Source organism: Beijerinckia sp. L45 (assembly GCF_009765775.1).
Taxonomy (GTDB): Bacteria; Pseudomonadota; Alphaproteobacteria; order Rhizobiales; family Beijerinckiaceae; genus RH-AL1.
On sequence record NZ_LMUU01000032.1, the window covers coordinates 1 to 23,990 of the forward strand.

Annotated in this window: 25 protein-coding genes and 1 pseudogene; 17 read left to right on the forward strand and 9 right to left on the reverse strand. The window is 64.5% G+C overall.

Going from position 1 to position 23,990, the window contains the following annotated elements:
- Both GSQ79_RS02845 and GSQ79_RS02850 read right to left on the reverse strand, forming a co-directional pair.
- Positions 1-732: DUF882 domain-containing protein (locus GSQ79_RS02845; RefSeq protein ID WP_158807230.1), on the reverse strand; the 732-nt coding region annotated here is incomplete at its 3' end.
- A gap of 275 nt (positions 733-1,007) precedes the next feature.
- Positions 1,008-1,898, reverse strand: coding sequence for an AraC family transcriptional regulator (locus GSQ79_RS02850; protein WP_158807231.1), 891 nt, complete (start codon positions 1,896-1,898; stop codon positions 1,008-1,010).
- Positions 1,899-2,122: 224 nt separating this feature from the next.
- On the opposite strand from GSQ79_RS02850, the gene GSQ79_RS02855 reads away from it, so the two are divergent.
- From GSQ79_RS02855 to GSQ79_RS02865, 3 genes are all read left to right on the forward strand, one after another.
- Positions 2,123-2,878: an SDR family NAD(P)-dependent oxidoreductase gene (locus GSQ79_RS02855; RefSeq protein WP_158807232.1), complete on the forward strand. Its 756-nt coding sequence runs from the start codon at positions 2,123-2,125 to the stop codon at positions 2,876-2,878.
- Positions 2,879-3,034: 156 nt separating this feature from the next.
- Positions 3,035-3,952: a LysR family transcriptional regulator gene (locus GSQ79_RS02860; protein WP_246725067.1), complete on the forward strand. Its 918-nt coding sequence runs from the start codon at positions 3,035-3,037 to the stop codon at positions 3,950-3,952.
- Positions 3,953-4,037: 85 nt separating this feature from the next.
- The gene (locus GSQ79_RS02865) at positions 4,038-4,799 is read left to right on the forward strand and encodes an SDR family NAD(P)-dependent oxidoreductase (protein WP_158807234.1); all 762 of its coding nucleotides are present in this window, start codon (positions 4,038-4,040) and stop codon (positions 4,797-4,799) included.
- Positions 4,800-5,098: 299 nt separating this feature from the next.
- Here the strand turns inward: GSQ79_RS02865 and GSQ79_RS02870 are convergent, their stop codons facing one another.
- From GSQ79_RS02870 to GSQ79_RS02885, 4 genes are all read right to left on the reverse strand, one after another.
- Positions 5,099-7,018 carry a L,D-transpeptidase family protein gene (locus tag GSQ79_RS02870; protein ID WP_158807235.1) on the reverse strand — a complete coding sequence of 640 codons (1,920 nt, stop codon included), beginning with the start codon at positions 7,016-7,018 and terminating at the stop codon, positions 5,099-5,101.
- A gap of 247 nt (positions 7,019-7,265) precedes the next feature.
- Positions 7,266-8,756: a sigma-54 dependent transcriptional regulator gene (locus tag GSQ79_RS02875; protein WP_158807236.1), complete on the reverse strand. Its 1,491-nt coding sequence runs from the start codon at positions 8,754-8,756 to the stop codon at positions 7,266-7,268.
- 165 nt (positions 8,757-8,921) lie between these two features.
- Complete coding sequence (locus tag GSQ79_RS02880; RefSeq protein ID WP_158807237.1) at positions 8,922-9,506, reverse strand: septal ring lytic transglycosylase RlpA family protein; 585 nt, start codon at positions 9,504-9,506, stop codon at positions 8,922-8,924.
- A 325-nt stretch (positions 9,507-9,831) separates the two neighbouring features.
- Positions 9,832-11,106 carry an IS4 family transposase gene (locus GSQ79_RS02885; protein WP_158807262.1) on the reverse strand — a complete coding sequence of 425 codons (1,275 nt, stop codon included), beginning with the start codon at positions 11,104-11,106 and terminating at the stop codon, positions 9,832-9,834.
- A gap of 296 nt (positions 11,107-11,402) precedes the next feature.
- Here GSQ79_RS02885 and GSQ79_RS02890 point away from each other — a divergent pair, with 296 nt between their 5' ends.
- Entirely contained in the window at positions 11,403-13,226 is a 1,824-nt protein-coding gene (locus GSQ79_RS02890) for a M3 family oligoendopeptidase (protein ID WP_158807238.1), read from the forward strand.
- Between the two features lie 161 nt (positions 13,227-13,387).
- Here the strand turns inward: GSQ79_RS02890 and GSQ79_RS02895 are convergent.
- Both GSQ79_RS02895 and GSQ79_RS02900 read right to left on the reverse strand, forming a co-directional pair.
- Positions 13,388-13,662, reverse strand: a pseudogene (locus GSQ79_RS02895) (DUF86 domain-containing protein); the annotation flags it as partial.
- Entirely contained in the window at positions 13,643-13,981 is a 339-nt protein-coding gene (locus tag GSQ79_RS02900) for a nucleotidyltransferase family protein (protein ID WP_246725069.1), read from the reverse strand. The pseudogene GSQ79_RS02895 and the gene GSQ79_RS02900, both read right to left, overlap by 20 nt.
- A gap of 84 nt (positions 13,982-14,065) precedes the next feature.
- Here GSQ79_RS02900 and GSQ79_RS02905 point away from each other — a divergent pair, with 84 nt between their 5' ends.
- From GSQ79_RS02905 to GSQ79_RS02955, 11 genes are all read left to right on the forward strand, one after another.
- A complete protein-coding gene (locus GSQ79_RS02905; protein WP_158807239.1) occupies positions 14,066-14,377 on the forward strand; it encodes a nucleotidyltransferase family protein in 312 nt (103 codons plus the stop codon).
- The gene (locus GSQ79_RS02910; protein WP_158807240.1) at positions 14,367-14,705 is read left to right on the forward strand and encodes a DUF86 domain-containing protein; all 339 of its coding nucleotides are present in this window, start codon (positions 14,367-14,369) and stop codon (positions 14,703-14,705) included. The genes GSQ79_RS02905 and GSQ79_RS02910 overlap by 11 nt, the downstream gene beginning before the upstream one ends.
- A gap of 156 nt (positions 14,706-14,861) precedes the next feature.
- Complete coding sequence (locus GSQ79_RS02915) at positions 14,862-16,019, forward strand: ATPase (RefSeq protein ID WP_158807241.1); 1,158 nt, start codon at positions 14,862-14,864, stop codon at positions 16,017-16,019.
- Positions 16,020-16,190: 171 nt separating this feature from the next.
- The gene (locus tag GSQ79_RS02920) at positions 16,191-16,862 is read left to right on the forward strand and encodes a hypothetical protein (protein ID WP_158807242.1); all 672 of its coding nucleotides are present in this window, start codon (positions 16,191-16,193) and stop codon (positions 16,860-16,862) included.
- 58 nt (positions 16,863-16,920) lie between these two features.
- Positions 16,921-17,181, forward strand: coding sequence for an AbrB/MazE/SpoVT family DNA-binding domain-containing protein (locus tag GSQ79_RS02925; RefSeq protein ID WP_158807243.1), 261 nt, complete (start codon positions 16,921-16,923; stop codon positions 17,179-17,181).
- The gene (locus tag GSQ79_RS02930) at positions 17,178-17,567 is read left to right on the forward strand and encodes a type II toxin-antitoxin system death-on-curing family toxin (RefSeq protein WP_158807244.1); all 390 of its coding nucleotides are present in this window, start codon (positions 17,178-17,180) and stop codon (positions 17,565-17,567) included. Before GSQ79_RS02925 ends, GSQ79_RS02930 begins: the two co-directional genes overlap by 4 nt.
- Positions 17,568-17,592: 25 nt before the next feature.
- Positions 17,593-18,984 carry an AarF/ABC1/UbiB kinase family protein gene (locus GSQ79_RS02935; RefSeq protein ID WP_158807245.1) on the forward strand — a complete coding sequence of 464 codons (1,392 nt, stop codon included), beginning with the start codon at positions 17,593-17,595 and terminating at the stop codon, positions 18,982-18,984.
- A gap of 251 nt (positions 18,985-19,235) precedes the next feature.
- Entirely contained in the window at positions 19,236-19,385 is a 150-nt protein-coding gene (locus GSQ79_RS02940) for an aa3-type cytochrome c oxidase subunit IV (RefSeq protein ID WP_158807246.1), read from the forward strand.
- A gap of 88 nt (positions 19,386-19,473) precedes the next feature.
- Positions 19,474-20,613 (forward strand): Re/Si-specific NAD(P)(+) transhydrogenase subunit alpha, encoded by a 1,140-nt coding sequence (locus GSQ79_RS02945; RefSeq protein ID WP_158807247.1) that lies wholly within the window; start codon positions 19,474-19,476, stop codon positions 20,611-20,613.
- Between the two features lie 55 nt (positions 20,614-20,668).
- Positions 20,669-21,127: an NAD(P) transhydrogenase subunit alpha gene (locus tag GSQ79_RS02950; protein ID WP_174243154.1), complete on the forward strand. Its 459-nt coding sequence runs from the start codon at positions 20,669-20,671 to the stop codon at positions 21,125-21,127.
- 3 nt (positions 21,128-21,130) lie between these two features.
- Positions 21,131-22,528 carry an NAD(P)(+) transhydrogenase (Re/Si-specific) subunit beta gene (locus GSQ79_RS02955; protein WP_158807248.1) on the forward strand — a complete coding sequence of 466 codons (1,398 nt, stop codon included), beginning with the start codon at positions 21,131-21,133 and terminating at the stop codon, positions 22,526-22,528.
- A 241-nt stretch (positions 22,529-22,769) separates the two neighbouring features.
- Here GSQ79_RS02955 and GSQ79_RS02960 read toward each other — a convergent pair whose 3' ends face one another.
- Positions 22,770-22,952 carry a YdcH family protein gene (locus GSQ79_RS02960; RefSeq protein ID WP_158807249.1) on the reverse strand — a complete coding sequence of 61 codons (183 nt, stop codon included), beginning with the start codon at positions 22,950-22,952 and terminating at the stop codon, positions 22,770-22,772.
- Between the two features lie 217 nt (positions 22,953-23,169).
- Between GSQ79_RS02960 and GSQ79_RS02965 the strand changes: the two genes are divergently transcribed.
- Together GSQ79_RS02965 and purE are read left to right on the forward strand one after the other, a co-directional pair.
- On the forward strand, positions 23,170-23,388 hold the full coding sequence (locus GSQ79_RS02965; RefSeq protein ID WP_158807250.1) for a YdcH family protein: 219 nt from the start codon (positions 23,170-23,172) through the stop codon (positions 23,386-23,388).
- A gap of 118 nt (positions 23,389-23,506) precedes the next feature.
- Entirely contained in the window at positions 23,507-23,986 is a 480-nt protein-coding gene (gene purE / locus GSQ79_RS02970) for a 5-(carboxyamino)imidazole ribonucleotide mutase (RefSeq protein WP_158807265.1), read from the forward strand.
- The last annotated feature ends 4 nt before the right edge of the window (positions 23,987-23,990 follow it).

Below are 23,990 nucleotides of genomic sequence, written 5' to 3' on the forward strand. Positions count from 1 at the left end.
CCAGGCGAAGAAGCCGGTCGACTGCTGGGCCGGCGGGACTTCGGTGCCGCCACGCGCGGCGATCTCGGCGCGGGCCTCTTCGTAGCCCGCCATCGGCTTGCCGTTGGCCGGGATATGCACCGTCTTGCCGTCGGGGAACAGGCGGGCGAGATTGTCGTAGCTCATGCGCGGCCAGCTGCGCACGCCGCCGACGTCGATGTGGACGAAATTGGCGGACTGGTAATAGCCGACGCCGCCGCGCTGCATCTTCATCGCGATCTCGCGAATCCGCTCCATCGACATGCCGGGCATGGTCGTGTCCATCGCCTTGCCGAGCATGTGCTGGGAATGCTCAGCCACGGCGCGCGAGCGGCGGCGCAGCATGGCGTTGGTCTCGGGCGAGCGGTAGGCGGAGTAGATCTGGATCGGCTGGTCGGCGCCGGCGGTGCGATAGACCTCCCACAGCGTGTCGAACAGCCGGGGGTCCATGTGGGTCTGGTCGTTGTTGCGCCAGTCGCGGAGGAAGTAGTTCAGCTTGTCGAGGACGGCCTGGTCGTAGTGGCCATCGATCCGGAAGGTGGCGTCGATCGATTCGCCGGTGTGCGTATGATAAAAGTGGATGGTGCGGGTATCGCCGTTGGCGACGGCCGTCTCGGTGGCCGATGGGGCCAGTGTCCAGCTGAGAAACGACCAGGCGGCGCCGGCCGAAGCCAGGACCAGAAGCCGTTTCACAGCCGTGCGGAAGCGCGTCATTCGCAAAAGCTCGACCCTCGTTCGCCGTCGAATCAACCTAAGTTGACTAAATCGTTACAGACAAGCGTTAACGCTTTCTATTCCACGGTTTTGAGGCTCCCAAGACACCCATTTTTAGCGGGTGTGACATGGAAGCAACCTTGGCCGTAACGTCATGCCATGCTGCGGCGCGAAAGGCTAGGTGGGTCCGCGCATGTGTTTGGGAGGGTCTTTTGATTTGAGATGCGCCGCCCGTCGGATCGCGCGGCCGGGCGCGTGAGGACCGAGAGATCTCTTCACGCCGCCGATCGGAGGCGCACCTTTGCGGCTTTGACGTCGCGGGCCGGTGGCATGCCGAACAGACGTCCGTATTCGCGCGTGAATTGCGACACGCTCTCGTAGCCGACGGCATAGGCGACGTTACCGATCATCGCGCCTTCGGCGAGCAGCATCCGCCGCGCCTCGATCAGGCGCACGTGCTTCTGGAATTGCAGTGGCGTGAGCGACGTGATCGTCCGGAAATGCTCGTGAAACGCCGAGACGCTCATCCCCGCGACGTCGGCGAGCCTCTCGACCCGCAGCGTCTTCGCAGGATCCGAGCGGATCATGGCGACAGCGCGAGCGATGCGCTGCGCGTGGCTGTCGGTGATCCCCAGCGCGCGGATGGCGCCGCCATGCCGACCGCTCAGCAGCCAGAAATGAAGCTCGCGCCATAATTGCGGCTGGAGAATCCCGAGCGATGCCGGCCGATCCAGCAGACGCATCAGGCGCAGTGCGGCATCGGTGACCTCGCTATCGGTGGCGCCGACCCGCACCGGCTGCCCGGCTGCGAACGGCGCCGCCCCCATCTCCGCCACGAGGCCTTGGATCACGGCATGGTCGAGATCCACGACCAACGAGACATACGGCGCGCCCGCGCTGGCACGCGTGATCTGGCTGACGGTCGGCACGTCCATGGTTATCAGGAGCGACTCGCCTGCGCCGAAATCGAAGGCGGCGGTTCCCATCGCCACGCGCTTGCTGCCTTGAAGTACGATCGCGACGAGTGGAGTCGAGATCGCATAGTTCAGCGCGGTGGGCATGGTCTCGTGCAGAATCGTAAGACCGCGGACCGGCGTTGGCGCGACGCCATCGAGGCAATGGCTTTCCGCATAGCGGCTGGCGGCAGCGAGAAGCGTGTCGGTCATCGGACGATGATTAAACCGATCGACACACCAACTCAATCGCATGGCGAGGAATAGGCAACCGCTGCGAAGACATTTTGCCGGCAGCATCCGGAGAGCCCGGCCCATAGAAGGACGCGCGCGTCGGATCTGGAGCATCGGGCAAAAACTGGCGAGTTTTGGGCAACTGCTGCCGGGCTGAGCCGCGCATAAACGGTTGTCGCACCCCGACCTGACGGAGCATCCCAATGACGACCCTTTCGCTCGTGACCGGCGCCAGCCGTGGCCTCGGCCGCAACACCGCGATCAGCATCGCCCGCCACGGTGGCGACGTGATCCTCACCTACCGCAACGGCGCCGACGCGGCGAAAGCCGTCGTCGCGGAAATCGAGGCCTTGGGCCGCAAGGCAGTCGCCATCGAACTCGACGTCACGCAAATCCCGACCTTCGCCACGTTCGTCGGCACGGTCCAAACGGCGCTGCACGACCGCTGGAACCGCAATACATTCGACCACCTCGTCAACAATGCCGGCCAAGGCGAGATGGCGGCCTTCGCGGAGACCACCGAAGCGCAGTTCGACGCGTTGTTCGATACCCATGTGAAGGGCGTGTTCTTCCTGACCCAGGCGCTATTGCCCGCGCTGGCGGACGGCGGCCGGATCGTGAACGTCTCGTCCGGTCTCACGCGCGTCTCGTTCGCGGGCTTCTCCGCCTATTCCGCCGCCAAGGGCGCCGTCGAGATCCTGAGCGTATACATGGCGAAGGAATTGGGCACGCGCGGCATCGCGGTGAACACGGTTGCGCCCGGCGCGATCGAAACCGACTTCCTCGGCGGTGCGGTGCGCGACATGCCCGATCTCAATCAGCAGTTTGCTGACATGACAGCACTTGGCCGCGTCGGCGTGCCGGACGACATCGGCCCGATGATCGCCGGCCTGCTGGGTCCACACAACAGATGGATCAACGGCCAGCGCATCGAAGTGTCCGGCGGGCAGTGCATCTGACGACCAAGCCGCCGCGCATGATCCGCAGCGGCCACCTCCAACTGACGCGAGCCGGCATTCTGGCCGCTTCATCAAGCTGCGCCATCGCGAACCGGCCATAATCAATCTGCAAGGGGCGCATACCCGCAAAGGTTGGTCCTCGTGCTAAAGGACGCTATGTCCGAACGATATTATTCCGACCTCCGCGCATTGCGCTGTATCATCGATCAAGGCAGTTTCGTTGCCGCTGCCCGAGAGCTTCGTGTGTCGCGCTCCGCTCTAAGCGAGACGATCCGCCGGTTGGAAGGCCTTGTCGGCATTCAACTCCTGAACCGGACGACGCGCAGCGTCAGCCCTACGCCCGCAGGCGAGCGATTGACTGCGCGCTTCAGTTTGGCATTTGAGGAAATCCAGGCCGCCTTGAGCGAAGCCGGCGCGATGAGCGGTGAGGTCGCGGGTCCGGTGCGGGTTCACGCGCAACGTCTTGGCTATGAATTGTTCTTACGATCGCTGCTGCCCGAGTTCGTTCGTCGTTTCCCTCGGATCAGCGTAGAGGTGCAAATCGATGATGCCGGCGCAGATATTGTCTCGGAACGATTCGACGTAGGAGTTCGGCTTGGGGAGTTGCTCGACCAGGATGTTATCGCCTTCCCGCTTCAGCCCGCCTTACGACAGATCGCCGTCGCCGCTCCATCCTACCTTGATCAATATGGCGCACCGCTTCATCCCCGCGAGCTTCGCGATCATCTCTGTATCGGCTTCCGCTGGCCGGGCCATGCTGCTTTATACAACTGGGAGTTCTGCGAAAACGGCGTTTGGTTCTCCGTGCCCGTGTCCGGCCCTTTGACCTTCAACGACCAGCGAGCAGCGCTCGATGCCGCGATCGCTGGCGCGGGCATCGCTTTTTGGGTCGAGAGCGAGGTGCAGCCGTTCGTCACGGCCGGGCGTCTCGTGCCGCTCCTGACGGACTATTCCGGCACCTTTCCTGGCTTTGCCCTTTACTATCCCCCGCATCGACATCGGTCAGCCGCTGTGTCGACTTTCATTGCCGCCCTGCGTGACGTCGGAAAGCATAAGGCGATTGTGCCGACTTAACCGAACAAGCCATCCGGAATCTGCGATATTAAGATTGCGATGCAGCAACTCCAAATGATGCCCCAGTCATCATAGGAGGTAGATAATGAATACGAGGACCGCAGCAGGAGACTTCGAGGGCAAAGTCGCGATCGTCACGGGAGCAGCAAGTGGAATCGGCCGCGCGACTGTGGAACTGCTTCATGAGCGTGGCGCATCAGTCATTGCGGAGGACCGCAATCCCGAGGTCAACGCACTGGCCCGGCCGGGCCTTGTCCCGCTGGTCGCCGACGTAACGGAAGAAAGCGCCGCGCAACAAGCCGTGGCAATGGCGATCGAGCAGTTCGGCAAGTTGGATATCCTCGTCAACAACGCGGGCATCATCATCAATAAGCTGGTGGTCGATATGACCCTGGACGATTGGGATCGCATCTTTGCCGTCAACATTCGAGGCGTGTTCCTGCATTCGCGCGAGGCGATGCATGCCATGATTCCCAACGGGACCGGCGCCATCGTCAATGTCGGCTCCTACGCATGCTTTCAAACGTTTCCCTCGATCGCGGCCTATGCTGCGTCGAAGGGGGCGCTCGCGCAGTTCACCCGGACACTTGCCGTGGAGGCGATCAGCCATGGCATTCGCGTGAATGCAGTGGGTTCTGGAGACACCGTGACCAATATCCTCAACCATATTCACGAGGACGGCCCATCGGCACTCGCCGGTTACGGAAAACACTCGCCAATCGGGCGTGCGGCGCAGCCGGCCGAGATTGCCAAGGTCATCGCCTTCCTAGCGTCCGACCAAGCGAGCTTCATGGTCGGGTCGATCGCCATGGCAGATGGCGGGAAGAGCGTGGTGCTACCGGCCTAATACCTGACCTGGTGGCGGATACTCCTAGCCGGCGAGCGGCTGGCTGGGGGTACCGAGCCAGTGTCTGTTGTCGTCTTGTATCATCGCCAATGAACCGAGCGGCAGCGTTAGAGCATCGGACGCAAAAGTTGCAGACTTTTGCGTGCGACCTGATGCTCTAAGTCTTTGAAAAGAGAGCGACGGCTTGTCGCTTAAGTGAGTCCGCTTAAGCGGCCGGCGCTCCAGGCATCGGCAACGAGACCGCCCGCGTTGGGTGCGATCTAGCCAGCGCGCTCCGCGCTGGCCACGCTTAAAGTACCCTAACTGTCCTGCCCCAGCGCCTGCGCCACCCGGCCGACGTAGCCGTACACGTCGTCGCGCAGCTCGAGATGGCCGCCGGTGTCGACGCTGGCGGTAAAGTATTCGATGTGGATCGGCAGCGGGGTCGGCAGCTTGACGTAGCGCTCCTTGTCGCCGAGCAGGCTCTTCAGCTTGCCCTCGCTCCATTTGTCGGACCCCAGCACCGTCTCGGCGAAGCGGAACGGCTGGTCGACGCGGACGCAGCCGTGGCTGTAGGCGCGCTTGGCGGTGGCGAACAGCGCTTTCGACGGGGTGTCGTGGAGATATACGGCATAGTCGTTGGGGAAGATGAATTTCACCCGGCCGAGCGCGTTCCGCTCGCCGGACGGCTGCTGCACCGTGAGGCGGCCGTGCTTCTCCACCACCTTGTAGCCGAGGCGATCGAGGTAGCCCGGGTCGGCCGCCAGCTTCGGCAGCATTTCCTTCTTGATGATCGACTCCGGCACGTTCCAGACGGGATTGACGATCACCACCTGCATCGCGTTGGAGAACAGCGGCGTCGGCGTATCCTTCTTGCCGACGACGACGCGGTTGTGCGAGACGGCGACGCCGTCACGGATCACGCTCACCGCGAAGTCCGGCACGTTGACCTCGATATGCTCGGCGCCGAGCTCGTGCGGCATCCAGCGCCACATTTCCATGTTGGCGACGAGTTGCCCTTCGAGACGCGACGGGTGGCCGCCCGACAGCGCGACGATCGTCCGCTTGGTGAGAGTCCCGGAGGCCGGCAGGCCGTTGGCCTTCTGGAAATCGGCGACGGCAGCGGCGACTTCGGTGTCGTAGCGCAGATCCTGCGGCTCGCCGGTCAGGCCGTCGAGGCTGAAGCGCGAGCGGATCAGCGGCACGCGGGGATCGCGCATGCCGACCTTGAGGTCGGGGCCTGCTGGAATCGTCGAGGCGGTGGCCGGCGCGTGGGCCGCCCGCAGTTCGTTGAGCTTGTCGCGCAGCGCGACGTAGCGTGGCTCGCTCGGATTGAAGGCGCGCAGGCGATCGCCCGCGTCCGCCCCGGCGGCCGCGACGGTTTCGAGCGCCTCGGTGGCGTCGACGAGGGTCGGCTTGAGACCGATCAGCGGGTTGATCGCGGTCGGCTCGATGCGGCTGCCGCTGGCCTGGCGGGCGTAGGCCACCACGGCCTCGGACAGCGCCAATTCGCTTTCGGCGATCTCGTCGGGCGTGCCGGTGGCTTTCAGCGCGGCCGGCGCCACGGCGAGCGTCAACGCGTCGTCGCCGGCATGCGCCAGGCGCGCGATCACCGGATCGACCGCGGCGACGGCCGCGCCGTCGGCGGACCACACCGGCGCGAAATCATGCGCGATATAGAAGAAGGCGATGGCCTCGCGCTCCTTGCGGCGCTCAGCGGCGTTCGGCCCGCGGATCTCGGCGGCCTCGCGCTTGTCGAGCGCGCTCTTGATCGCGGCGTTGAGCGGCGGCAGCGGCGCGTCGGCGGCCGGAGCCTTGGCGGCGTCGAGGGGCTTTGCCGGCAGCTTGTCGATCGGATCGGACGAGGGCGCGGCGGCCGGCGGCTTGATCGCGACGTTGGGCTCGGGATCGAGGCCCTTGTCATCGGCCTTGTCGACCGACGTTTTGGCGGGGGCGCTGGCCGGCGTCTCGGTCGGCGACCAGGTCGACAGGAGATCGGCACCGGACGTGCTCTTCCCGTCGATGGAGGATGTCGGCGTGCGATCGAGCGCGAAGGGGGTGGCGTCGGAAGTTGGCGCAGCCTTGGGCGCGATGGCCTCGGGATGATCCGCCGGCGTGCTCAGCGCGGCGGTGTCCTGCCGCGGGCTTGCCGGCTCGGCGCGGGCGAGACCGGCCAGGGCAAGCATCATCGCGACGGCACTGGCGCCGGCTAGATAAGAGATCGGAGACCGTGCGCGCATGCGAGACCCCTGGCGGATCGACCGCCTGCAAAACAAAATTCACGTCTTCGGATACGGACGTCGAGCCGCCAGCCCACCGCACCATCTGGCGGCCGATTCTGACGAAATCAACGGCCGTCGGGCCCATTAGACCAGGGGTCCGTGGATTCTCAGTTAACGTGGCGCGCCGGACACAAGTGTTTCACGGACTTGTGCTTTTTCCGGGCGTTGGCACCAGCCGCGTCGCCATGAATTACCCAGAAACGCGTCAGGCGGCGCGCTCGTCGTCTTCCGCCGTCTCGCCCTGGAAGAAGCCGTATTCCTTCATCTTGCGATACAGCGTCGAGCGCCCGATTCCGAGCTTGCGCGCCATCGCCGACATCTGTCCGCGATAATGGCTCAGCGCGAAGCGAATGGTCTCGGCCTCCAGCTCTTCCAGCTTGCGCACGTCGCCGCTTTCGTCGAGCAGCGGCAGGACGTTGGGGTCACGCACTTCCACCCGGACGATCTCCCGATCGGGGCGCTGCGACACCGGCAGGCCGAGGGCGAGCGGCGGGATGCGGACGTCGAAGCCTTCGACCTGCGCCGCGATCTGCGGGAATTCCGCGATGGTGAGTTCGTCCTGATCCGCCAGCACGACCGCGCGAAACACCGCGTTTTCCAGCTGCCGGACGTTGCCCGGCCAGTTGTAGGTGACGAGGAGCGACAGCGCCTCGGCACAGATGCCGCGGATGCGTTTGCCCTCTTCCGCCGCGAAGCGGGCGACGAAGCGGCGGGCGAGGTCGGCGATGTCGTCGCGGCGCGAGCGCAGCGGCGGCACCGTGATCGGGAACACGTTGAGGCGGTAGTACAGATCTTCGCGGAACTGGCCGCGTTTCACCAGCTCGATGAGGTTCTGGTTGGTCGCCGAGATCAGGCGGATGTCCACTTTCACCGGCTTCTTGCCGCCGACCGGGTCGACCTCGCCTTCCTGAAGGGCGCGCAGCAGCTTGACCTGAGCCTCGAGCGGCAATTCGCCGATCTCGTCGAGGAACAATGTGCCGCCGTGAGCTTCGACGAATTTGCCCGAATGTTTTTCGGTGGCGCCGGTAAAGGCGCCCTTCTCGTGGCCGAACAGGATCGATTCGATCAGGTGTTCCGGCAGCGCACCGCAGTTGACGGTGACGAAGGCTTTGCCGCGCCGGTCCGAAGCGCCCTGGATCGCCCGGGCGATCAGCTCCTTGCCGACACCGGACTCGCCTTCGAGCAGCACGGGAATGGTGGATTTTGCCGAGCGCTCGCCGAGGCGGATCACCCGCTCCATGTCTTCGCTCTTGGTCGAGAGATCGGCGAGCGTCAGCGCGCCGGCCGCATGGCGGTTCATCCGCCGGATCTCGTCCTCCAGCGCGTCGACACGCAGGGCATTCTTGATGGAGACCTGGAGGCGCTCGGCGCCGACCGGCTTGACGACGAAGTCGAGGGCTCCGGCGCGCATCGCGGAAATCACCGCTTCGATCGAGCCGTTGGCCGTCTGGACGATGGTGGGGACGACGCGCTTCAGGTCGCGCATCCGGGTCAGGACCCCCATGCCGTCGAGATCGGGCATGACGAGATCGAGAATGAGAAGGTCGATCGGCGTGCCGCTCGCGGGGTCGAGACGCTTCAGCGCCGCCTCGCCGCTTTCGGCCGTCTCCGCCCCGTAACCGAACCGCCGGACCAGGGCTTCAAGCAGACGGCGCTGAACGGGATCGTCGTCGACGATCAGAATGGTGCAGGACATGCGACCTCGTTGGCGAACGCACCCGCGCTCTTCTGAAGTCACATTCGGCCGTCACGGTAAATTTGATGTTAAAGTCGGCCGAACCTTGTGCCGGGCTGGATCATTTTTTGATCAGCCTGCCCGGCGGAAGCGCATCGCAGCGCCTTCGCCGGAGGGAGAACGCCCTTACCAGACAGACCCTTCGGCGCTGCGCGACACGACTTGGACGCGCACCGAGGCGGTGCCGGCGCCGATCATGCCGAGCGTGCTGGCTGCGCCGCGCGACACGTCGACGATGCGACCGCGCACGAATGGACCGCGATCGTTGACGGTCAGCACGGCCTGGCGGCCGCTGCTCAGGTTGGTGACGAGAACCCTGGTGCCGAACGGCAGTGTGCGGTGGGCGCAGGTCGCCGCGCCGACGAAGCCGCCGTTCGCGGTGCGGTGCGAGCCGCTGTAGAACGAGGCCTTGCCGGTCTGACCGCCGCCGTCGGCAAAGCTGCCGACCGGGGCATCGACGAGACGGCGCGCCAGGCGTGCGACACCATGGCGATGGGCGGCGGCATAGAGGCCGCGATGATGGACATGGCCGGCGAACCGGGCGCGGCGCCCAAGACGGCCGGCGTGGCGCTCACCGGCGTGGACGGCTCGGAGACCGTGATGCGGCCCGATGGCGCGATGCGCGCTGGTCCGGTGACTATGGGCAAAGCGCGCGGCCGAGGCGCTGGCGTTGGAAGCAATAAATCCCGCAACGGCGAGGGCTACGCACATAACCGTATTTCTGATAGTCAACGATCTTCACATCCGAGTTGTTCTAGGGAGGCGATCCCCTATAGGCTGCCTAATGGAATGGGAAGTCTTGACTATGATTTTTTTTTGACGCAGCCGCGAAATTGAATTGCTGCGAAAATGAGGCAAACAACACTGGCGCCTTAATTTTGCCGATGGACGAACACTTAACGAAGTAATCATTGTTCTTGGGTACGCCCGAGTTGGATTGTCGGTTGTGCGCCCCCACCGCTTACGGCGGTCCGCTCCCTCGCTGGCGCGGGTGAGGATTGCGGGCGTCTTCTCCCCCGCTTGTGGTCTAGGGGATTCACACATTCTGTAGATTTCGGCCTTGGGCTATGGCGCGGAAGTATGAGAGGCCATGGGTGAACGTAATGGGCCCCGGCGGTTTTGATTTGGGATAGCCGTCCCATCCTCCGAGTTTCGCGATGGCCCATGCGGCCCAGGCGAGTGAGCCTGGGGGGTGATGATTTTTCTGGAGCACGGTCTTGCCCTCGAGCGTCGGGACCAGGGCTTTGAGGGTCTCGATCTCGGCGGGACTGAAGGCGATGGCGGCGTCCTGTTCCGATTGCCCGTCCCTGGCCTGCACCAATTGCATGATGAGGACCGCGGCCTGGACGGCGAGGGCGGTTAACTTGATGAGGCGTTCGGCCGTTTCTAACTGACTGTCTTCCAGGTGCAGGCCCTGCTGCTTGAGCGTGCGAAAGACCTGTTCGATGTGCCAGCGTTGGCGGTACCAATCGACGATGCGCCAAGCCATGGCCGGGTCTTCCACGCGATGGGTGGTCAGCAAACGCCAGAGGATCGGCTCGACGCCCTCGGGGGCATCGATCTCACGGACCTCGACGAGGGTCAGCGAAACGGTCTCCGGCATTCCTTTTTCGAGGGTGGCGCGCGGGCGGCGAACGTTCACCCGAGCATAGCCCGCCGTCAGCCGGGCGGTGCGCGCCAAGCGGCCTGGCCGCGCCCGCAACGTCACCGCGGCTTCTCCAGCCGGCGTCAAGGCCACGCTCGACAGCGTGCCGCCTTGGACGGCGCGGTCGTGCATCGCCCGCGTCAGCATGTGGAAGCCGGGGGCTGGGACCCGCGCCCATTTGGCGTAGATGTCGCTCTCGCGATCGCTGATCTCGGTGATCATGGCGGCGCCGGCGAGGACCGTCTTGGCCGTCTCGGCGGTGGTCAGCCAGCGCTCCGACTCCTTGTCGGCCAGCAGGCGCGCGGCGTGGGGAACACTCACCCGGCCGGCCCGTGTCCAGACCCGGCCGGCGACCAGACCCAGAATCCCCCCTGTGTCCGCGTCGAGCCCCAGCATCGCGTGGAGAAGCACGCCCCGACCGTTGCCTTTGCCGATCTCGCCCAAACCCCTTCGCCGCGTCGCCACCGTCGTGAAGGTGATCTCGCTGGTGTCCTGGATGGCCAGGATATGACGCCCCGCACAAGCCGCCGACGCGTCAAGGCCCCAGCCTTCGATCAAGGCCTCGGCCGTCACCCGAGGATTGGCGAGAAATCGGGAGAAGCCGACGATCCCGCGCCGATGTCCGCCCGCCAGACGACGGAGGCACACGCTCGCGCATGCCACCATCCGTGCCACGATCTGGACCCCCTTTTTTTAAGCCGTTCGTCACCGAACGTCACACCCGAGCCAGACATCGACATCCCCGCATCCTCTGCCTGATACAGACAGATCACGGATCACCCGAACACACTCACTCACGTTCGAGTCATCGCCGGTGCCAACGATGTGTGCATCCCCTAGCGCTTGTGGTGGGGGGGGGAACGAAGCGAAGCATTGTGGAAGAGCCTCCCGCGTGCCCACCTTGATCCCCCCACCCCCACCGGCTACCACAGCGCCTTCCCTCGATGAGCGCAGGTATCGCCATGACATTGCTCTCCGCCGCAGACGCCGCGGCCCGCGTCGACCCGGCCCTCGGCCCCCTGCCGGAGTGGAATCTCGGCGATCTCTATCCCTCCATGGAGTCCGACGCCTTCGCTCGCGACTTGCGGGAGGCGCTCCACGCCTGCCAAGCTTTCACCGCCGACTACAAGGGCCGGCTCGAAGCCTTGGCACGCGACACGTCGGACGAAGGGCTGATCGAAGCCGTCCGCCGCTACGAGGCGATCGACGACACGCTCGGGCGCATCATGTCCTACGCCGGGCTGATCTATGCCGGCGACACCACCGATCCGACGCGCGCCAAATTCTACGGCGACACCCAGGACAAGATCACCACCGCCTCGACGGACCTGCTGTTCTTCCAGCTCGAGCTCAATCGCATCGACGATGCCGTGCTCGATGCCGCGATGGCGCAGGGCCCGCTCGCCCATTACCGCCCCTGGCTCGACGACATCCGCAAGGACAAGCCGCACCAGCTCGACGACAAGCTCGAACAGCTGTTTCTGGAAAAAGCCGCCACCGGGCACAGCGCCTGGAACCGGCTGTTCGACGAGACGATGGCGGGCCTGCGCTTCGACGTCGACGGCGAGGCGCTGTCGCTCGAACCGGTCCTGTCGATGCTGACCGATCCGGTGCCCGAAACACGCAAGACCGCCGCCGACGCGCTTGCCGTCGGTTTGAAGGCCAACATGCGGACTTTCGCGCTGATCACCAACACGTTGGCCAAGGACAAGGAGATCGCCGACCGCTGGCGCGGCTATACGGATGTCGCGGACTCCCGTCATCTCGCCAACCGCGTCGAGCGCGAGGTCGTCGACGCGCTGGTCGCCGCCGTGCATTCCGCCTATCCCCGGCTGTCGCACCGCTATTACAAGCTGAAGGCCAAATGGTTTGGCGTCGAAGCGATGCCGCACTGGGACCGCAACGCGCCGCTGCCCAACGTGCCGACGCGCATCGTCGGCTGGGAAGAGGCCCGCGCCACCGTGCTCGACGCCTATCGCGGGTTTTCGCCCCGCATGGCCGGCATCGCGCAAAAATTCTTCGACGACCGCTGGATCGACGCGCCGGTGCGCCCGGGCAAGGCGCCCGGCGCCTTCGCCCATCCGACGGTGCCCTCGGCGCACCCCTATGTCCTGCTGAACTACCAGGGCAAGCCGCGCGACGTGATGACGCTCGCCCACGAGCTCGGCCACGGCGTGCACCAGGTGCTGGCCGGGCCCAACGGCGCGCTGATGGCGCCGACGCCGCTGACGCTCGCCGAAACCGCCAGCGTGTTCGGCGAAATGCTGACCTTCCGGGCCCTGCTCGCCAAGACCACCACCAAGGACGAGCGCCGCGCGCTGCTGTCGGGCAAGGTCGAGGACATGATCAACACGGTGGTCCGCCAGATCGCTTTCTATACGTTCGAGCGCAAACTTCACACGGCGCGCCGCGAAGGCGAACTCACGGCGGACCAGATCTCGGACATCTGGATGAGCGTGCAGGCGGAAAGCCTCGGCCCGGCGATCCAGCTGATGCCGGGCTACGAGACCTACTGGGCCTACATCCCGCACTTCATCCACTCGCCGTTCTACGTCTACGCCTATGCCTTCGGCGACTGCCTGGTGAACTCGCTCTACGGCGTCTTCGAGCGCGCCCAGGACGGCTTCGCCGAGCGCTACCTCGCGATGCTCGCGGCCGGAGGCACCAAGCACCACTCCGAACTGCTCAGACCCTTCGGGCTCGACGCAACGGACCCGGCGTTCTGGCAGATCGGGCTGGGCATGATCGAGGGGATGATCGGCGAGTTGGAGGCGATGGAGGGGTAGCGTGTTCGGGCGCCTTCCATATCTTCCTGCAGTGTGCCGTCGGCATAAGCCCCGGATCTGACGGCGTCTGGTCGGTCGCGCTCGTCCGGCATCGTCAATTCGCGCTCGACCCTGTCTTGCAAGACAGGACGCGACGCCGCGACCGAATCCCAGACAGAGATGGCCGCGACGCCTTCGTAATCGTGCCGATAGACGTTGCCCGCGCCCGCCATCTTTTTCCAAGGCACACTGGGATGACGCGCGCTTTGAGCGCGTCTGGTAAGCGGCGCGAGGCCTCGGAAATAATTTCAAGGCATCGTACGACCGAATAAACCGTCTTTTTATCTTCGACGAAACTCTGTTCGTCGAACCCCTGCGTAAATTCCTTCACCAGCTCGATATGATCTTTGATGTCCAACAAGGCCCGGCGCGGGTCCTTAGAAGGCATAGATTGCATCCTTGGCAGCGTCTTCCGCGACACGCGGCTTCAGGTTTCTGAGGCTGACGACATCGGTCTTGATCGTGAAAAAGTCCGAGATGAAGTCTTTCAGCCCGACATATTCGTAAATCGTCATGCGGAGGGCCGGGTCGACCTCGATGAGAATGTCGGTGTCGCTTTCAGGCGTCTCGTCGCCCCGCGCCCGCGACCCGAACAGGGCCGCATGCAGCACGCCCCGCTCCCGCAGGGCCGGTTCGATCTCTTTCAGGCGGTCAAGAATGTCCTGGCGCGTCATGGCGGCAAAATACCATTGTCGCGACGACGCTACCACTGTCATCCTGGGCTGGCCGCAGCCCGGATGATAGCGTGGTCTCGCACGTGCCTTCCCGCTTTATATATACCTGCGGAAAGCGAGCCGACCATGCACCCAGCGATCCGAGAGAAACGCGACGAAATCGTTTTAGCGTGCCGACGCTTCAACGTGGCGCGGCTTGACCTTTTCGGCTCCGGAGCCAGGAACGACGATTTCGACATCGCGGCGAGCGACGCTGATTTCCTGGTCGCATTTCCGCCCGGCACGGCCGCAGGCGCGTATGTCGATCTCAAGGAAACCTTCGAGCAGATCCTGGGCCGCCGCGTCGATCTTGTGGATCGTCAGGCTATCGAGACCAGCCGCAACTATATCCGCCGGCGTCACATCCTGTCGCAGGCCGAGCCGTTCTATGTGGCGTGACGACGCCCTTTTGCTCGACATCGTCATGGCTGCATCAGACGCGCGAGCGTTCGTGCGCAACCTCGATTTCGAGGCGTTTCTAAACAGCAGGCTCCATCAGAACGCGGTCATCCGGTCGCTGGAAGTCATCGGCGAAGCTGCAGGTAAGCTGACAGCAGAATTCAAGGATATTCATCCGAGTCTTCCGTGGCGCGACATGATCAACATGCGTCATCGCCTCATCCATGCTTATGGCGACGTCAGCCTCGATGTTGTCTGGGACATCATCCAAAACGATCTTCCGTCGCTCATAGCCACGCTTAAGCCACTGATCCCACCAGACATCTAAATCTGGCTTCGCGCGTGCGCGCTGAACGTTGGCAGTCCGGGAACGCGCGGTCCGAGCACTCCCGTCGCCCCCTCCCGCTCTTGCCCCGCCTTAATCCTCTGCTAACCTCTCGCCATCGCCGCCGCCCGGCTGCGGTCGCGAGGGTGCCAAAGGCTGATGACCGACGAGACGCTCGGATACTTCGCCCAAAAAGCCGCGTTCAACGCGCGCCAGGGCTACCGCATCGACTACAAATATCTCGCCATGGCCTACGGCATCGAGATCGCCGTGGTGGCGACGTCGCTCGCCTCGGCGTGGTTCTTCGCCAAGCTCTATGGCCATGGCGACGGCACCACCATGGCGATGATGATGCTGGCGCCGATCGCCTATGCCGGGATCGAGATCGCCCGGGTGCCGCTGGCGCTCGCGATGCGCACGCAGCCGAACTGGTTCTGGAAGCTCGTCTTCGCGGTGATGGTGCTCTGCGCCGTGGCGGTCAGCGTCAAATCGCTCTCCCAACTCGGCGAAGTCATGTTTCGCCCGCGCCTCATCGACGTCACCCACGCCACCACCGAACTCAAGGACGCGCAGAGCGCACAGGCGACCTACGCCGCCAAAATCAAGGGCGCGGACGCCGTCGTCGCGCAGCGCACCAGCGAACTCACCGATGCGGAAGCGCGCCTCAAGGCGGTGAACTCCGAGCTCGGCGCCCTGCCCGCCGACAAATGCGCGCGCGTCTGGCACACCAACCGCAACGGCCAGCGCTATTCTACGCAGGAATGCCACGCCGACGCGCGTCAAGGCGTGATGGCGGCCAACCTCGTCGATGCGCAAAAAGCGCGGGGCGACGCGTCGGAAAAACTCGATGCGGCACGCGCCGCTCGCGACACGCTCGACGCAGGCCCCACCGACAAGCAGGTTGGCGCGCTCGAACTGGCGCGCCGCGACGCCGTCCAGAACTCGCAGCTGCATTCCTTCACCGGCATGTTTTTCGGCAAGGATCCGACCGAGGTCACCGAAGCCGAGCTGCACAGTTTTCTGCGCCTGTTCGTCTTTTTTCCCGCGATCTTCGCCGCGCTGGCGGCGACCGCCCTGGCGTTGGCCTCGGTGACGCCGCTGCGGCAGGAGCCGGAGCCCGTCGACCTCGACACCGCCGCCGCCGCGACTTTTTTGCTCGACCCGATGGCCGACGCGATCAAGAGGGACGTGCTCGCCGCCACGCTCGAAGAGCTCGCCCGGCAGAAGGCGGCCGATGTCGCGGCCGAGGTAAAACCCGTCGAGCCAAAGGTCGGGCCGATGCGCCCCACCGTGGTTCCACCGTCGGCGGTGGCCTGAAGCGATGGCCGCGATCTACATAAGGCGCCGCGACACGTTCCCTTCCCCCTTGTGGGGAAGGGTTAGGGATGGGGGTCACCTTCTGGCTCAAGGCGGAAGAACACGCAGAACCCCCACTCCCAACCTCTCCCCACAAGGGGGAGAGGAGCACATCGGGGCAGGTGGCGCCCCATGCTGATCGCCGGAACAAAAGCCAATCGCGACCTCGCCGGGGCGGTCAATGCCCGCGTCAATGCCGACGCCGGCATGATTTCCGCCCGCGCGCTGCTAATCCGCCTCGGCGCGATCGGCCTGCTCGGTCTGATGATCGGGGCCGGCGTTGCGTTGGCCTGCCTCGGCTATGCCCGCATCCACGACGAGAGCAGCGTCGCGGAGCGTCTGGCGGGAGCGCTGACGCAAGCGTTGGAAAAGACCACCATGCATGCGCAGCTCGATCCCGGCGCGAGCGTGCATCTCGACCCCGACGCAAAAGTCGGTCTCGATCCCTATGCCCAGGTGCACATCGCCGACCGGCCGGACATCCCGCATCCCGGTGCCGCGCAGTTGCGGCCCGACTCGGCACCGGCCTCGAAAAGCGCAGTACAGACCAACTATACCGTGTTCAAGAACGTCAAATTCGGCCTCGGCGAAGTGGTCACGGGCTACAATTTCGCGCCCGACGGCACCCTGCCCGAGCGGGAATATTGCTATTATGCCAGCGGCGTCGACGACCAGGCCTACGTCACCACGCCGATCGCCGCCAACGGCCGCTTCATCGCGCCCCAGCATCCGCCGGCCGGCGTCGAGCCGGCCAAGGCGGCCGCGGAATGCGTGTGGTTCGACGGCAAGCCGACGCGGTTTTGATCGACACTTGCGAGAAGCCCGGCTGCGTTATACATTTTGTACAACCAGGAGGAAGATCATGACGCGCTCCGAAGATGAAGGCGACCTCCCTGCGGAGGCCCTGCAAATTCGCAGGATAGGCAACTCGGTCGGGCTGATCCTTCCCAAGGAGTTGCTCGCGCGCCTGAAGCTGAGAGAAGGCGACAAGCTGCATATAGTCGAGCAGACAGAACGCGGCCTGAAGCTAAGCCCTTACGATCCCCACCATGCCAGGGGCATGGAACTCGCTCGACAAGCATTTCGCGACTACGCCGATACGTTCAAGGCCCTCGCAAAATGAACGAGCCCGTCTGGCTCGGTGTGGAACTCATCATCGATATTCATAGCGAGCAACTTGCTCTCTTTGGCGGCCCGGCCGGCATTCGCGACATGGGACTACTTGAATCCGCGATGGCGCGGCCTTTGAATCGCTATGCTTATGGCGAAGAGAATTTGGATGCCCTCGCCGCAAGTTATGCGTTTGGTCTGGCGCGCAACCATCCTTTCATCGATGGCAACAAGCGGGCAGCGTTCGCCGCTTTCATCGTTTTCCTCGGTATCAATGGCATTAACTTTCGTGTGCCGCCGCAACATGCGACAGCAAGCATCCTTGCGCTTGCCGCAGGAGAGATCGATGAAGCGGGCTTTACCCGCTGGGTAAAAGAGAACTGGCCCGGAGCTGCCTGAGCTCCCCTTCCGCAATCGAGCTCCCATGACCGACTCCGAAGCCAATCGATTTTCCGCGCGGGCTGCGCGCTATGCCAAGGTTGGCGCCAACATGGGGGGCGTGGCGGCGCGGATGGCCGGCGCAAAACTGTTCGGCGCCAACGGCGATCTCACCAATGCGGCGGCGCTGACCAAGGCGCTCGGCGGCCTCAAAGGGCCGATGATGAAGGTGGCGCAGATGATGGCCACCATCCCGGATCTGCTGCCGGAAGAATATGCCGCGGAACTGCAGTCGCTGCAGAACGACGCCCCGCCGATGGGCGCCGCCTTCGTCAAGCGGCGCATGCAGGCGGAGCTTGGGCCGGACTGGCTGACCCGCTTCGGCCATTTCAACTACAAGCCGGCCGCCGCCGCCTCGCTCGGCCAGGTGCACCGCGCCACAGCCCATGACGGCGCCCCGCTCGCCTGCAAGCTGCAGTATCCCGACATGCAGTCGGCGGTGGAGGCCGACCTCAGCCAGCTCGACATGCTGTTCGGCCTGCATCGTCAGTTTTCGCCCGGTATCGACACCCGCGAGGTGGCGAAGGAAATCGCCGCACGCTTGCGCGAAGAACTCGACTATGTCCACGAGGCGAAGCACGCCGCGCTCTACGGCGAGATCCTGGCCGACATCGACGCCGTCCGCGTGCCGAAGGTCCGCACGGACCTCTCCACGAAACGCCTGCTGACGATGGACTGGCTCGAGGGCGAAAAGCTGCTCAGCTTCAAAGGCGCCGACGAAGAGACCCGAAACCGTCTGGCCTCTGCGATGTTCCAGGCCTTGTGGTACCCGTTCAGCCATTACGGCGTGATCCACGGCGATCCGCATCCCGGCAACTACACAGTCTTCCGCGACGCGAGCGGGAAAGATGGGTTCCGCGATGAAAACGCCGGGCCGGCCGGCATCAATTTGCTGGACTACGGCTGCATCCGCATTTTCGAGCCGAGCTTCGCCGCTGGCGTCGTCGATCTCTATCGCGGCTTCCAGACCCACGACGAGGCTCTGGTGGTTTACGCCTACGAGCGCTGGGGGTTCAAAGGGCTGAGCAAGGCGTTGATCGAGACGCTCAACATCTGGGCGCGCTTCATCTATGCGCCGCTCCTTGATGATCGCGTGCGCACCGTCGCCGATGGGATCGCGCCCGGCCAGTACGGCCGCCGCGAGGCGTTCCTGCTTCACCAGGCGTTGAAGAAACAGGGGCCAGTCCAGGTGCCGCGGCAGTTCGTGTTCATGGATCGCGCCGCCATCGGACTCGGCAGCGTCTTCCTGCATCTCGATGCCCGGATGAATTTTCACAGGATGTACAACGAGTTGATCGAAGGGTTCTCGATCGAGACTTTGGCGGCCCGGCAGAATGCCGCGCTGGCCCGCGCCGGTCTGGCATCACCTGCAATTTAATCGTGGCATAGAAAAATTGAGGCTGCCGGGGACGAACAGCCCCTTGCGTCCCGGCGCGAAGGTTGCAATTGCTGTCGCCCTGCGTGGCCCTCTCAAGCTCTGGCTTTGCGGACCACGCGCCACGCCTTACAGTGTGCAAGTTCGAAGAACGCCGAGGTCGCGCATAGCTGGTCCTGGACCGCCGCGCCGACCGCGACATTTATTACCAGGCGGGCGCAGACTCGCGCGCGTCACGAAAAGCTGGGGGCACCATGGTCGACAATACAGCTGTTTCCGCCGGTCATCCCGACATGGATTACGCCGAGCACGAGAAGACCTACCTGCTGTTTCTCTGGCTGCTGAAGTACGGCGCCATCGCGGTGATCGTCATTCTCATCTTTCTCGCCTTCATGTGGGGCTGATGGCCGCTTCGGCCGCGCCTCCTTTCCGCTTCAAGCCCAGCTTCGGACGACCCCTCCTCAAGGGGCTTCCGGCATTTCGGAGACATTCATGCGTATCGCCGTAACCGCGGAAAACGATTCCGCAGAGCACCGCGTCGCGGGCACGCCCGATACGGTGAAGCGCTTCGTTGCGCTTGGGGCCGAGGTGGTCGTTCAGGCCGGGGCCGGCCTGAAGTCGGGCATCCGCGACGAGGACTACAAGACCGCCGGTGCGACGATCGCAGACGGCGCCGAGGGGACGATCCGCGACGCCGACGTCATCCTCCGCGTGCGCCGCCCGAGCGCCGACGATCTCAACGGGATCAAGCAGGGCGCCCTCGTCATCGCGATCATGGACCCCTACGGCAACATCGATGCGCTGAAGTCGCTGGCCGAGCGCGGCGCCTCCGCCTTTGCGATGGAGCTGATGCCCCGCATCACCCGCGCCCAGTCGATGGACGTGCTGTCGAGCCAAGCCAACATCGCGGGCTACCGCGCCGTCATCGATGCCGCCGCCGAATTCGGCCGCGCCATGCCGATGATGATGACCGCCGCCGGCACCGTGCCCGCCGCAAAAGTCTTCATCATGGGCGTCGGTGTCGCCGGCCTCCAGGCCATCGCCACCGCCCGCCGCCTCGGCGCCATCGTCACCGCGACGGACGTGCGCCCGGCCACCAAGGAACAGGTCGAGTCGCTCGGCGCAAAATTCATCGCCGTCGAGAACGAGGAATTCAAGGCCGCGGAAACCTCCGGCGGCTACGCCAAGGAAATGTCGGACGAGTATAAGAAGGCGCAGAACGAGCTGACGACGACGCATATCGCCAAGCAGGACATCGTCATCACCACCGCTCTGATCCCCGGCCGTCCGGCGCCGAAGCTGATCACGTCAGCGATGGTCGCCTCGATGAAGCCCGGTTCGGTCATCGTCGATCTCGCCGTCGAGCGTGGCGGCAACTGCGAGCTGGCGCATCCCGGCGAGGTGTTCGTCTCGGAGAACGGCGTGAAGATCGTCGGCAACCTCAACGTCGCCGGCCGCCTCGCCCAGACCGCCTCGGCGCTCTACGCCAAGAACCTCTACACCTTCGTGGAGACCTTCGTCGACAAGCAGACCAAGGCCTTCGCCGTGCCGTGGGACGACGAGCTGGTGAAGGCTACGCTCCTCACCAAGGACGGCCAGCTCGTCAATCCGAATTTTCAAGACGCGGCCTGATCCGGCGTCGGGACCCTACGCCTAACCGCTTCACGCCCTCTGAGAGACCAAAGCCATGGCGCAAGACATCGCGACGACAAACCAGCAACTGTTAGAGCGCGCCCAGGCGGCGGCGGATAGCGCCCGCCACGCTGCGGAAGCCGCGCAATCCTATGCCGACCAGATTGCCCACACCGGCGGCGCCGTGGCGCATGCGGTGACCGGCGGCGTCATCGATCCCTTCGTGTTCCGCTTGGCGATCTTCGCGCTGGCCGTGTTCATCGGCTACTACGTCGTCTGGTCGGTGACCCCCGCCCTGCACACGCCGCTGATGTCGGTGACCAACGCGATCTCCTCGGTGATCGTGGTCGGCGCCCTGCTCTCGGTCGGCGTCGACGCCTCGGCCTTCTCGGACGACGGCCCGATCTACGCCCGCATCTTCGGCTTCGTCGCGCTCGTGCTGGCCTCCGTGAACATCTTCGGCGGCTTCCTCGTCACCGAGCGCATGCTCTCCATGTACAAGAAGAAGGGCTGAGCGATGAACGTCAATATCGCGGCGATCCTCTACCTCATCGCCGGCATCCTGTTCATTCTCGCCCTGCGCGGCCTGTCCTCGCCGGCCACGTCGCGCCAGGGTAACCGCTACGGCATGATCGGCATGGGTCTCGCGATCCTGACGACGCTTGCTTACAAGCCGCCCTCGGGCATCGGTTCGTGGATCATGGTCGTTGCCGGCATCGCCATCGGCGGCGCGATCGGCGCCTGGCGCGCCCGCACGGTCAAGATGACCGACATGCCGCAACTCATTGCCTTCTTCCACGCGCTCGTGGGTCTCTCGGCGGTGCTCGTGGCCGCCGGCGCGCTCTATGCGCCGCAAGCCTTCGGCATCGGCGTTCCCGGCGACATCCATGGCGGCAGCCTCGTTGAAATGTCGCTCGGCCTCGCCATCGGCGCGATCACCTTCTCCGGCTCGATCATCGCCTTCCTGAAACTGGACGGCCGGATGTCCGGCAAGCCGATCCTTCTGCCGCAGCGTCACATCATCAACATCGCGCTCGCCGCGCTGATCGTGGTGCTGATCATCGCCTTCGTCATCAACCAGGGCGTCTTCCTGTTCTGGCTGATCGCGATCGCTGCCGTGGCGCTCGGCTTCCTCATCATCATCCCGATCGGCGGCGCCGACATGCCGGTCGTGGTGTCGATGCTGAACTCCTACTCCGGCTGGGCCGCGGCCGGCATCGGCTTCACGCTAGGCAACCTGGCTCTGATCATCACCGGCTCGCTGGTCGGCTCGTCGGGCGCGATTCTCTCCTACATCATGTGTAAGGCGATGAACCGCTCCTTCATCTCGGTGATCCTCGGCGGCTTCGGTGGCGATGCCGCGGCCGGCAGTGGCGCGGTCGAGACCCGCCAGGTCAAGCAGGGCTCGGCGGAAGATGCCGCCTACATCATGCAGAACGCCTCGACGGTCATCATCGTGCCGGGCTACGGCATGGCGGTGGCTCAGGCCCAGCATGCGCTGCGCGAAATGGGCGACGTGCTGACCAAGGAAGGCGTCACGGTGAAATACGCCATTCACCCGGTCGCCGGGCGTATGCCGGGCCACATGAACGTGCTGCTCGCCGAGGCCAACGTGCCCTACGACGAGGTGTTCGAGCTGGAAGACATCAACTCCGAGTTCGCCCAGGCCGACGTCGCCTTCGTCATCGGCGCCAACGACGTCACCAACCCGGCCGCCAAGACCGACAAGTCGTCTGCCATCTACGGCATGCCGATCCTCGACGTCGAGAAAGCGAAGACCGTGCTCTTCATCAAGCGCGGCATGGGATCCGGCTACGCCGGCGTCGAGAACGAACTGTTCTTCCGCGACAACACCCTGATGTTGTTCGGCGATGCCAAGAAGATGGTCGAGAATATCTTGAAGAGCCTGCACTAATTTAGCTGCCGCGACCTGCCCCTCTCCCCCTTGCGGGGAGAGGTGAGGGAGTGGGGGTCGGGGTGTTCCTCACGATTGAAACAGAGCGATGGACCCCCACCCCTGGCCCCTCCCCGCAAGGGGGAGGGGAAGCGGGCCGCCGCAAAAAAAAGCCGCTGCCGGGGATGCCCGACAGCGGCTTCTTCGTTTCGAAAAATCGGGACGCTCGCCGGGGCCCATCGCCGCCCGACGACACAGAACTCTAATGCAGGGTGGTATCGTCGCCACGCAATTTGGTGATTTCGTCTTTCAGCAGCAGTTTGCGCCGCTTCAGCTCGGCGACCTTGATCTCGTCGGAGCTCGGGTGGACGAGCTCCTTCTCGATTTCGCGGTTCAGCGCGCTATGGCGCCGCTCGAGCTCATTGAGATGGTTCTGCATCGACATTCAGAAACGTCCTTTTGATCGTTATGGACAGGTGCAGTCTGTCACAGGCACGACAAGCTGCAAGCGATCTTTGAGGCTTGACAGTGGCGCCGGCGTTGCCGCGTAAAAATCGCGAATCCTCGGTTAGGAAACGCTTTCCCCCACCTTGCCAAATCGATGGAAACGCCTGCTATAAGCGAAACCTGAGACGACGTTTGACGGGCTGGGTATGGCGGGCATGGACGACGAACCGAGCGACGAGGACCGCAAGGCCTGGAGCGCCGAACTCGAACATTTGCGCCAGGAGCACCGCGATCTCGACGCCGCGATCGAAGCGCTGCTGCATATCGGCGGCATGGATGCGCTGCAGGTCCAGCGCCTGAAGAAGCGCAAGCTGATCCTCCGCGACCGCCTGCGCTACCTCGGCGACCAGATCACCCCCGACATCAGCGCCTGAGTCGCCTTCGGCCGCCCACGCGCCTTGCTTGCGACGGCAGGCCCCTTCGTCTATGCCCGCTGATCCTAGCTGAAAGTTATCCGACGTGCCGTCTTCGTCCAAGCCAGTCGCCATCATCATGGGCAGCCAGTCCGACTGGCCGATTATGTCGCACGCGGCCGAGATCCTGGTGACACTCGGCATCGGCTACGAGGCGCTGATCATCTCCGCGCACCGCACGCCCGACCGCATGGTCGGCTTCGCCAAGGGCGCCAAGGCAGCCGGCTACAGCATCATCATCGCCGGGGCCGGAGGCGCCGCGCATCTGCCTGGCATGACCGCCGCCTTCACCGCCCTCCCCGTGTTCGGCGTGCCGATCGAGGGCAAGGTGCTCAGCGGCCAGGATTCGCTCTATTCCATCGTGCAGATGCCGGGCGGCATCCCGGTCGGCACGCTCGCCATCGGCAAACCCGGCGCGATCAATGCGGCGCTGCTCGCCGCCTCCGTCCTCGCTTTGCACGACGATGCCCTCGCCGAGCGCCTCGCCGCTTGGCGGGCCGCGCAGACGGCGCAAGTCGACCTGATTCCGACCGCTCTCACCCCTGTCGCATCGGCCTGATCCC

Coding starts and splice junctions, on each gene's coding strand:
- GSQ79_RS02865 (WP_158807234.1), top strand. CDS start 4,038: ATGAATACGAGGACCGCAGCAGGAGACTTCGAGGGCAAAGTCGCGATC.
- GSQ79_RS02945 (WP_158807247.1), top strand. CDS start 19,474: ATGCGTATCGCCGTAACCGCGGAAAACGATTCCGCAGAGCACCGCGTC.
- GSQ79_RS02920 (WP_158807242.1), top strand. CDS start 16,191: ATGCTGATCGCCGGAACAAAAGCCAATCGCGACCTCGCCGGGGCGGTC.
- GSQ79_RS02860 (WP_246725067.1), top strand. CDS start 3,035: ATGTCCGAACGATATTATTCCGACCTCCGCGCATTGCGCTGTATCATC.
- GSQ79_RS02950 (WP_174243154.1), top strand. CDS start 20,669: ATGGCGCAAGACATCGCGACGACAAACCAGCAACTGTTAGAGCGCGCC.
- GSQ79_RS02930 (WP_158807244.1), top strand. CDS start 17,178: ATGAACGAGCCCGTCTGGCTCGGTGTGGAACTCATCATCGATATTCAT.
- GSQ79_RS02955 (WP_158807248.1), top strand. CDS start 21,131: ATGAACGTCAATATCGCGGCGATCCTCTACCTCATCGCCGGCATCCTG.
- GSQ79_RS02875 (WP_158807236.1), bottom strand. CDS start 8,756: ATGTCCTGCACCATTCTGATCGTCGACGACGATCCCGTTCAGCGCCGT.
- GSQ79_RS02905 (WP_158807239.1), top strand. CDS start 14,066: ATGCACCCAGCGATCCGAGAGAAACGCGACGAAATCGTTTTAGCGTGC.
- GSQ79_RS02925 (WP_158807243.1), top strand. CDS start 16,921: ATGACGCGCTCCGAAGATGAAGGCGACCTCCCTGCGGAGGCCCTGCAA.
- GSQ79_RS02910 (WP_158807240.1), top strand. CDS start 14,367: ATGTGGCGTGACGACGCCCTTTTGCTCGACATCGTCATGGCTGCATCA.
- GSQ79_RS02940 (WP_158807246.1), top strand. CDS start 19,236: ATGGTCGACAATACAGCTGTTTCCGCCGGTCATCCCGACATGGATTAC.
- GSQ79_RS02960 (WP_158807249.1), bottom strand. CDS start 22,952: ATGTCGATGCAGAACCATCTCAATGAGCTCGAGCGGCGCCATAGCGCG.
- purE (WP_158807265.1), top strand. CDS start 23,507: ATGGGCAGCCAGTCCGACTGGCCGATTATGTCGCACGCGGCCGAGATC.
- GSQ79_RS02915 (WP_158807241.1), top strand. CDS start 14,862: ATGACCGACGAGACGCTCGGATACTTCGCCCAAAAAGCCGCGTTCAAC.
- GSQ79_RS02885 (WP_158807262.1), bottom strand. CDS start 11,106: ATGGTGGCATGCGCGAGCGTGTGCCTCCGTCGTCTGGCGGGCGGACAT.
- GSQ79_RS02890 (WP_158807238.1), top strand. CDS start 11,403: ATGACATTGCTCTCCGCCGCAGACGCCGCGGCCCGCGTCGACCCGGCC.
- GSQ79_RS02965 (WP_158807250.1), top strand. CDS start 23,170: ATGGACGACGAACCGAGCGACGAGGACCGCAAGGCCTGGAGCGCCGAA.
- GSQ79_RS02900 (WP_246725069.1), bottom strand. CDS start 13,981: ATGACAGTGGTAGCGTCGTCGCGACAATGGTATTTTGCCGCCATGACG.
- GSQ79_RS02850 (WP_158807231.1), bottom strand. CDS start 1,898: ATGACCGACACGCTTCTCGCTGCCGCCAGCCGCTATGCGGAAAGCCAT.
- GSQ79_RS02870 (WP_158807235.1), bottom strand. CDS start 7,018: ATGCGCGCACGGTCTCCGATCTCTTATCTAGCCGGCGCCAGTGCCGTC.
- GSQ79_RS02855 (WP_158807232.1), top strand. CDS start 2,123: ATGACGACCCTTTCGCTCGTGACCGGCGCCAGCCGTGGCCTCGGCCGC.
- GSQ79_RS02880 (WP_158807237.1), bottom strand. CDS start 9,506: ATGTGCGTAGCCCTCGCCGTTGCGGGATTTATTGCTTCCAACGCCAGC.
- GSQ79_RS02935 (WP_158807245.1), top strand. CDS start 17,593: ATGACCGACTCCGAAGCCAATCGATTTTCCGCGCGGGCTGCGCGCTAT.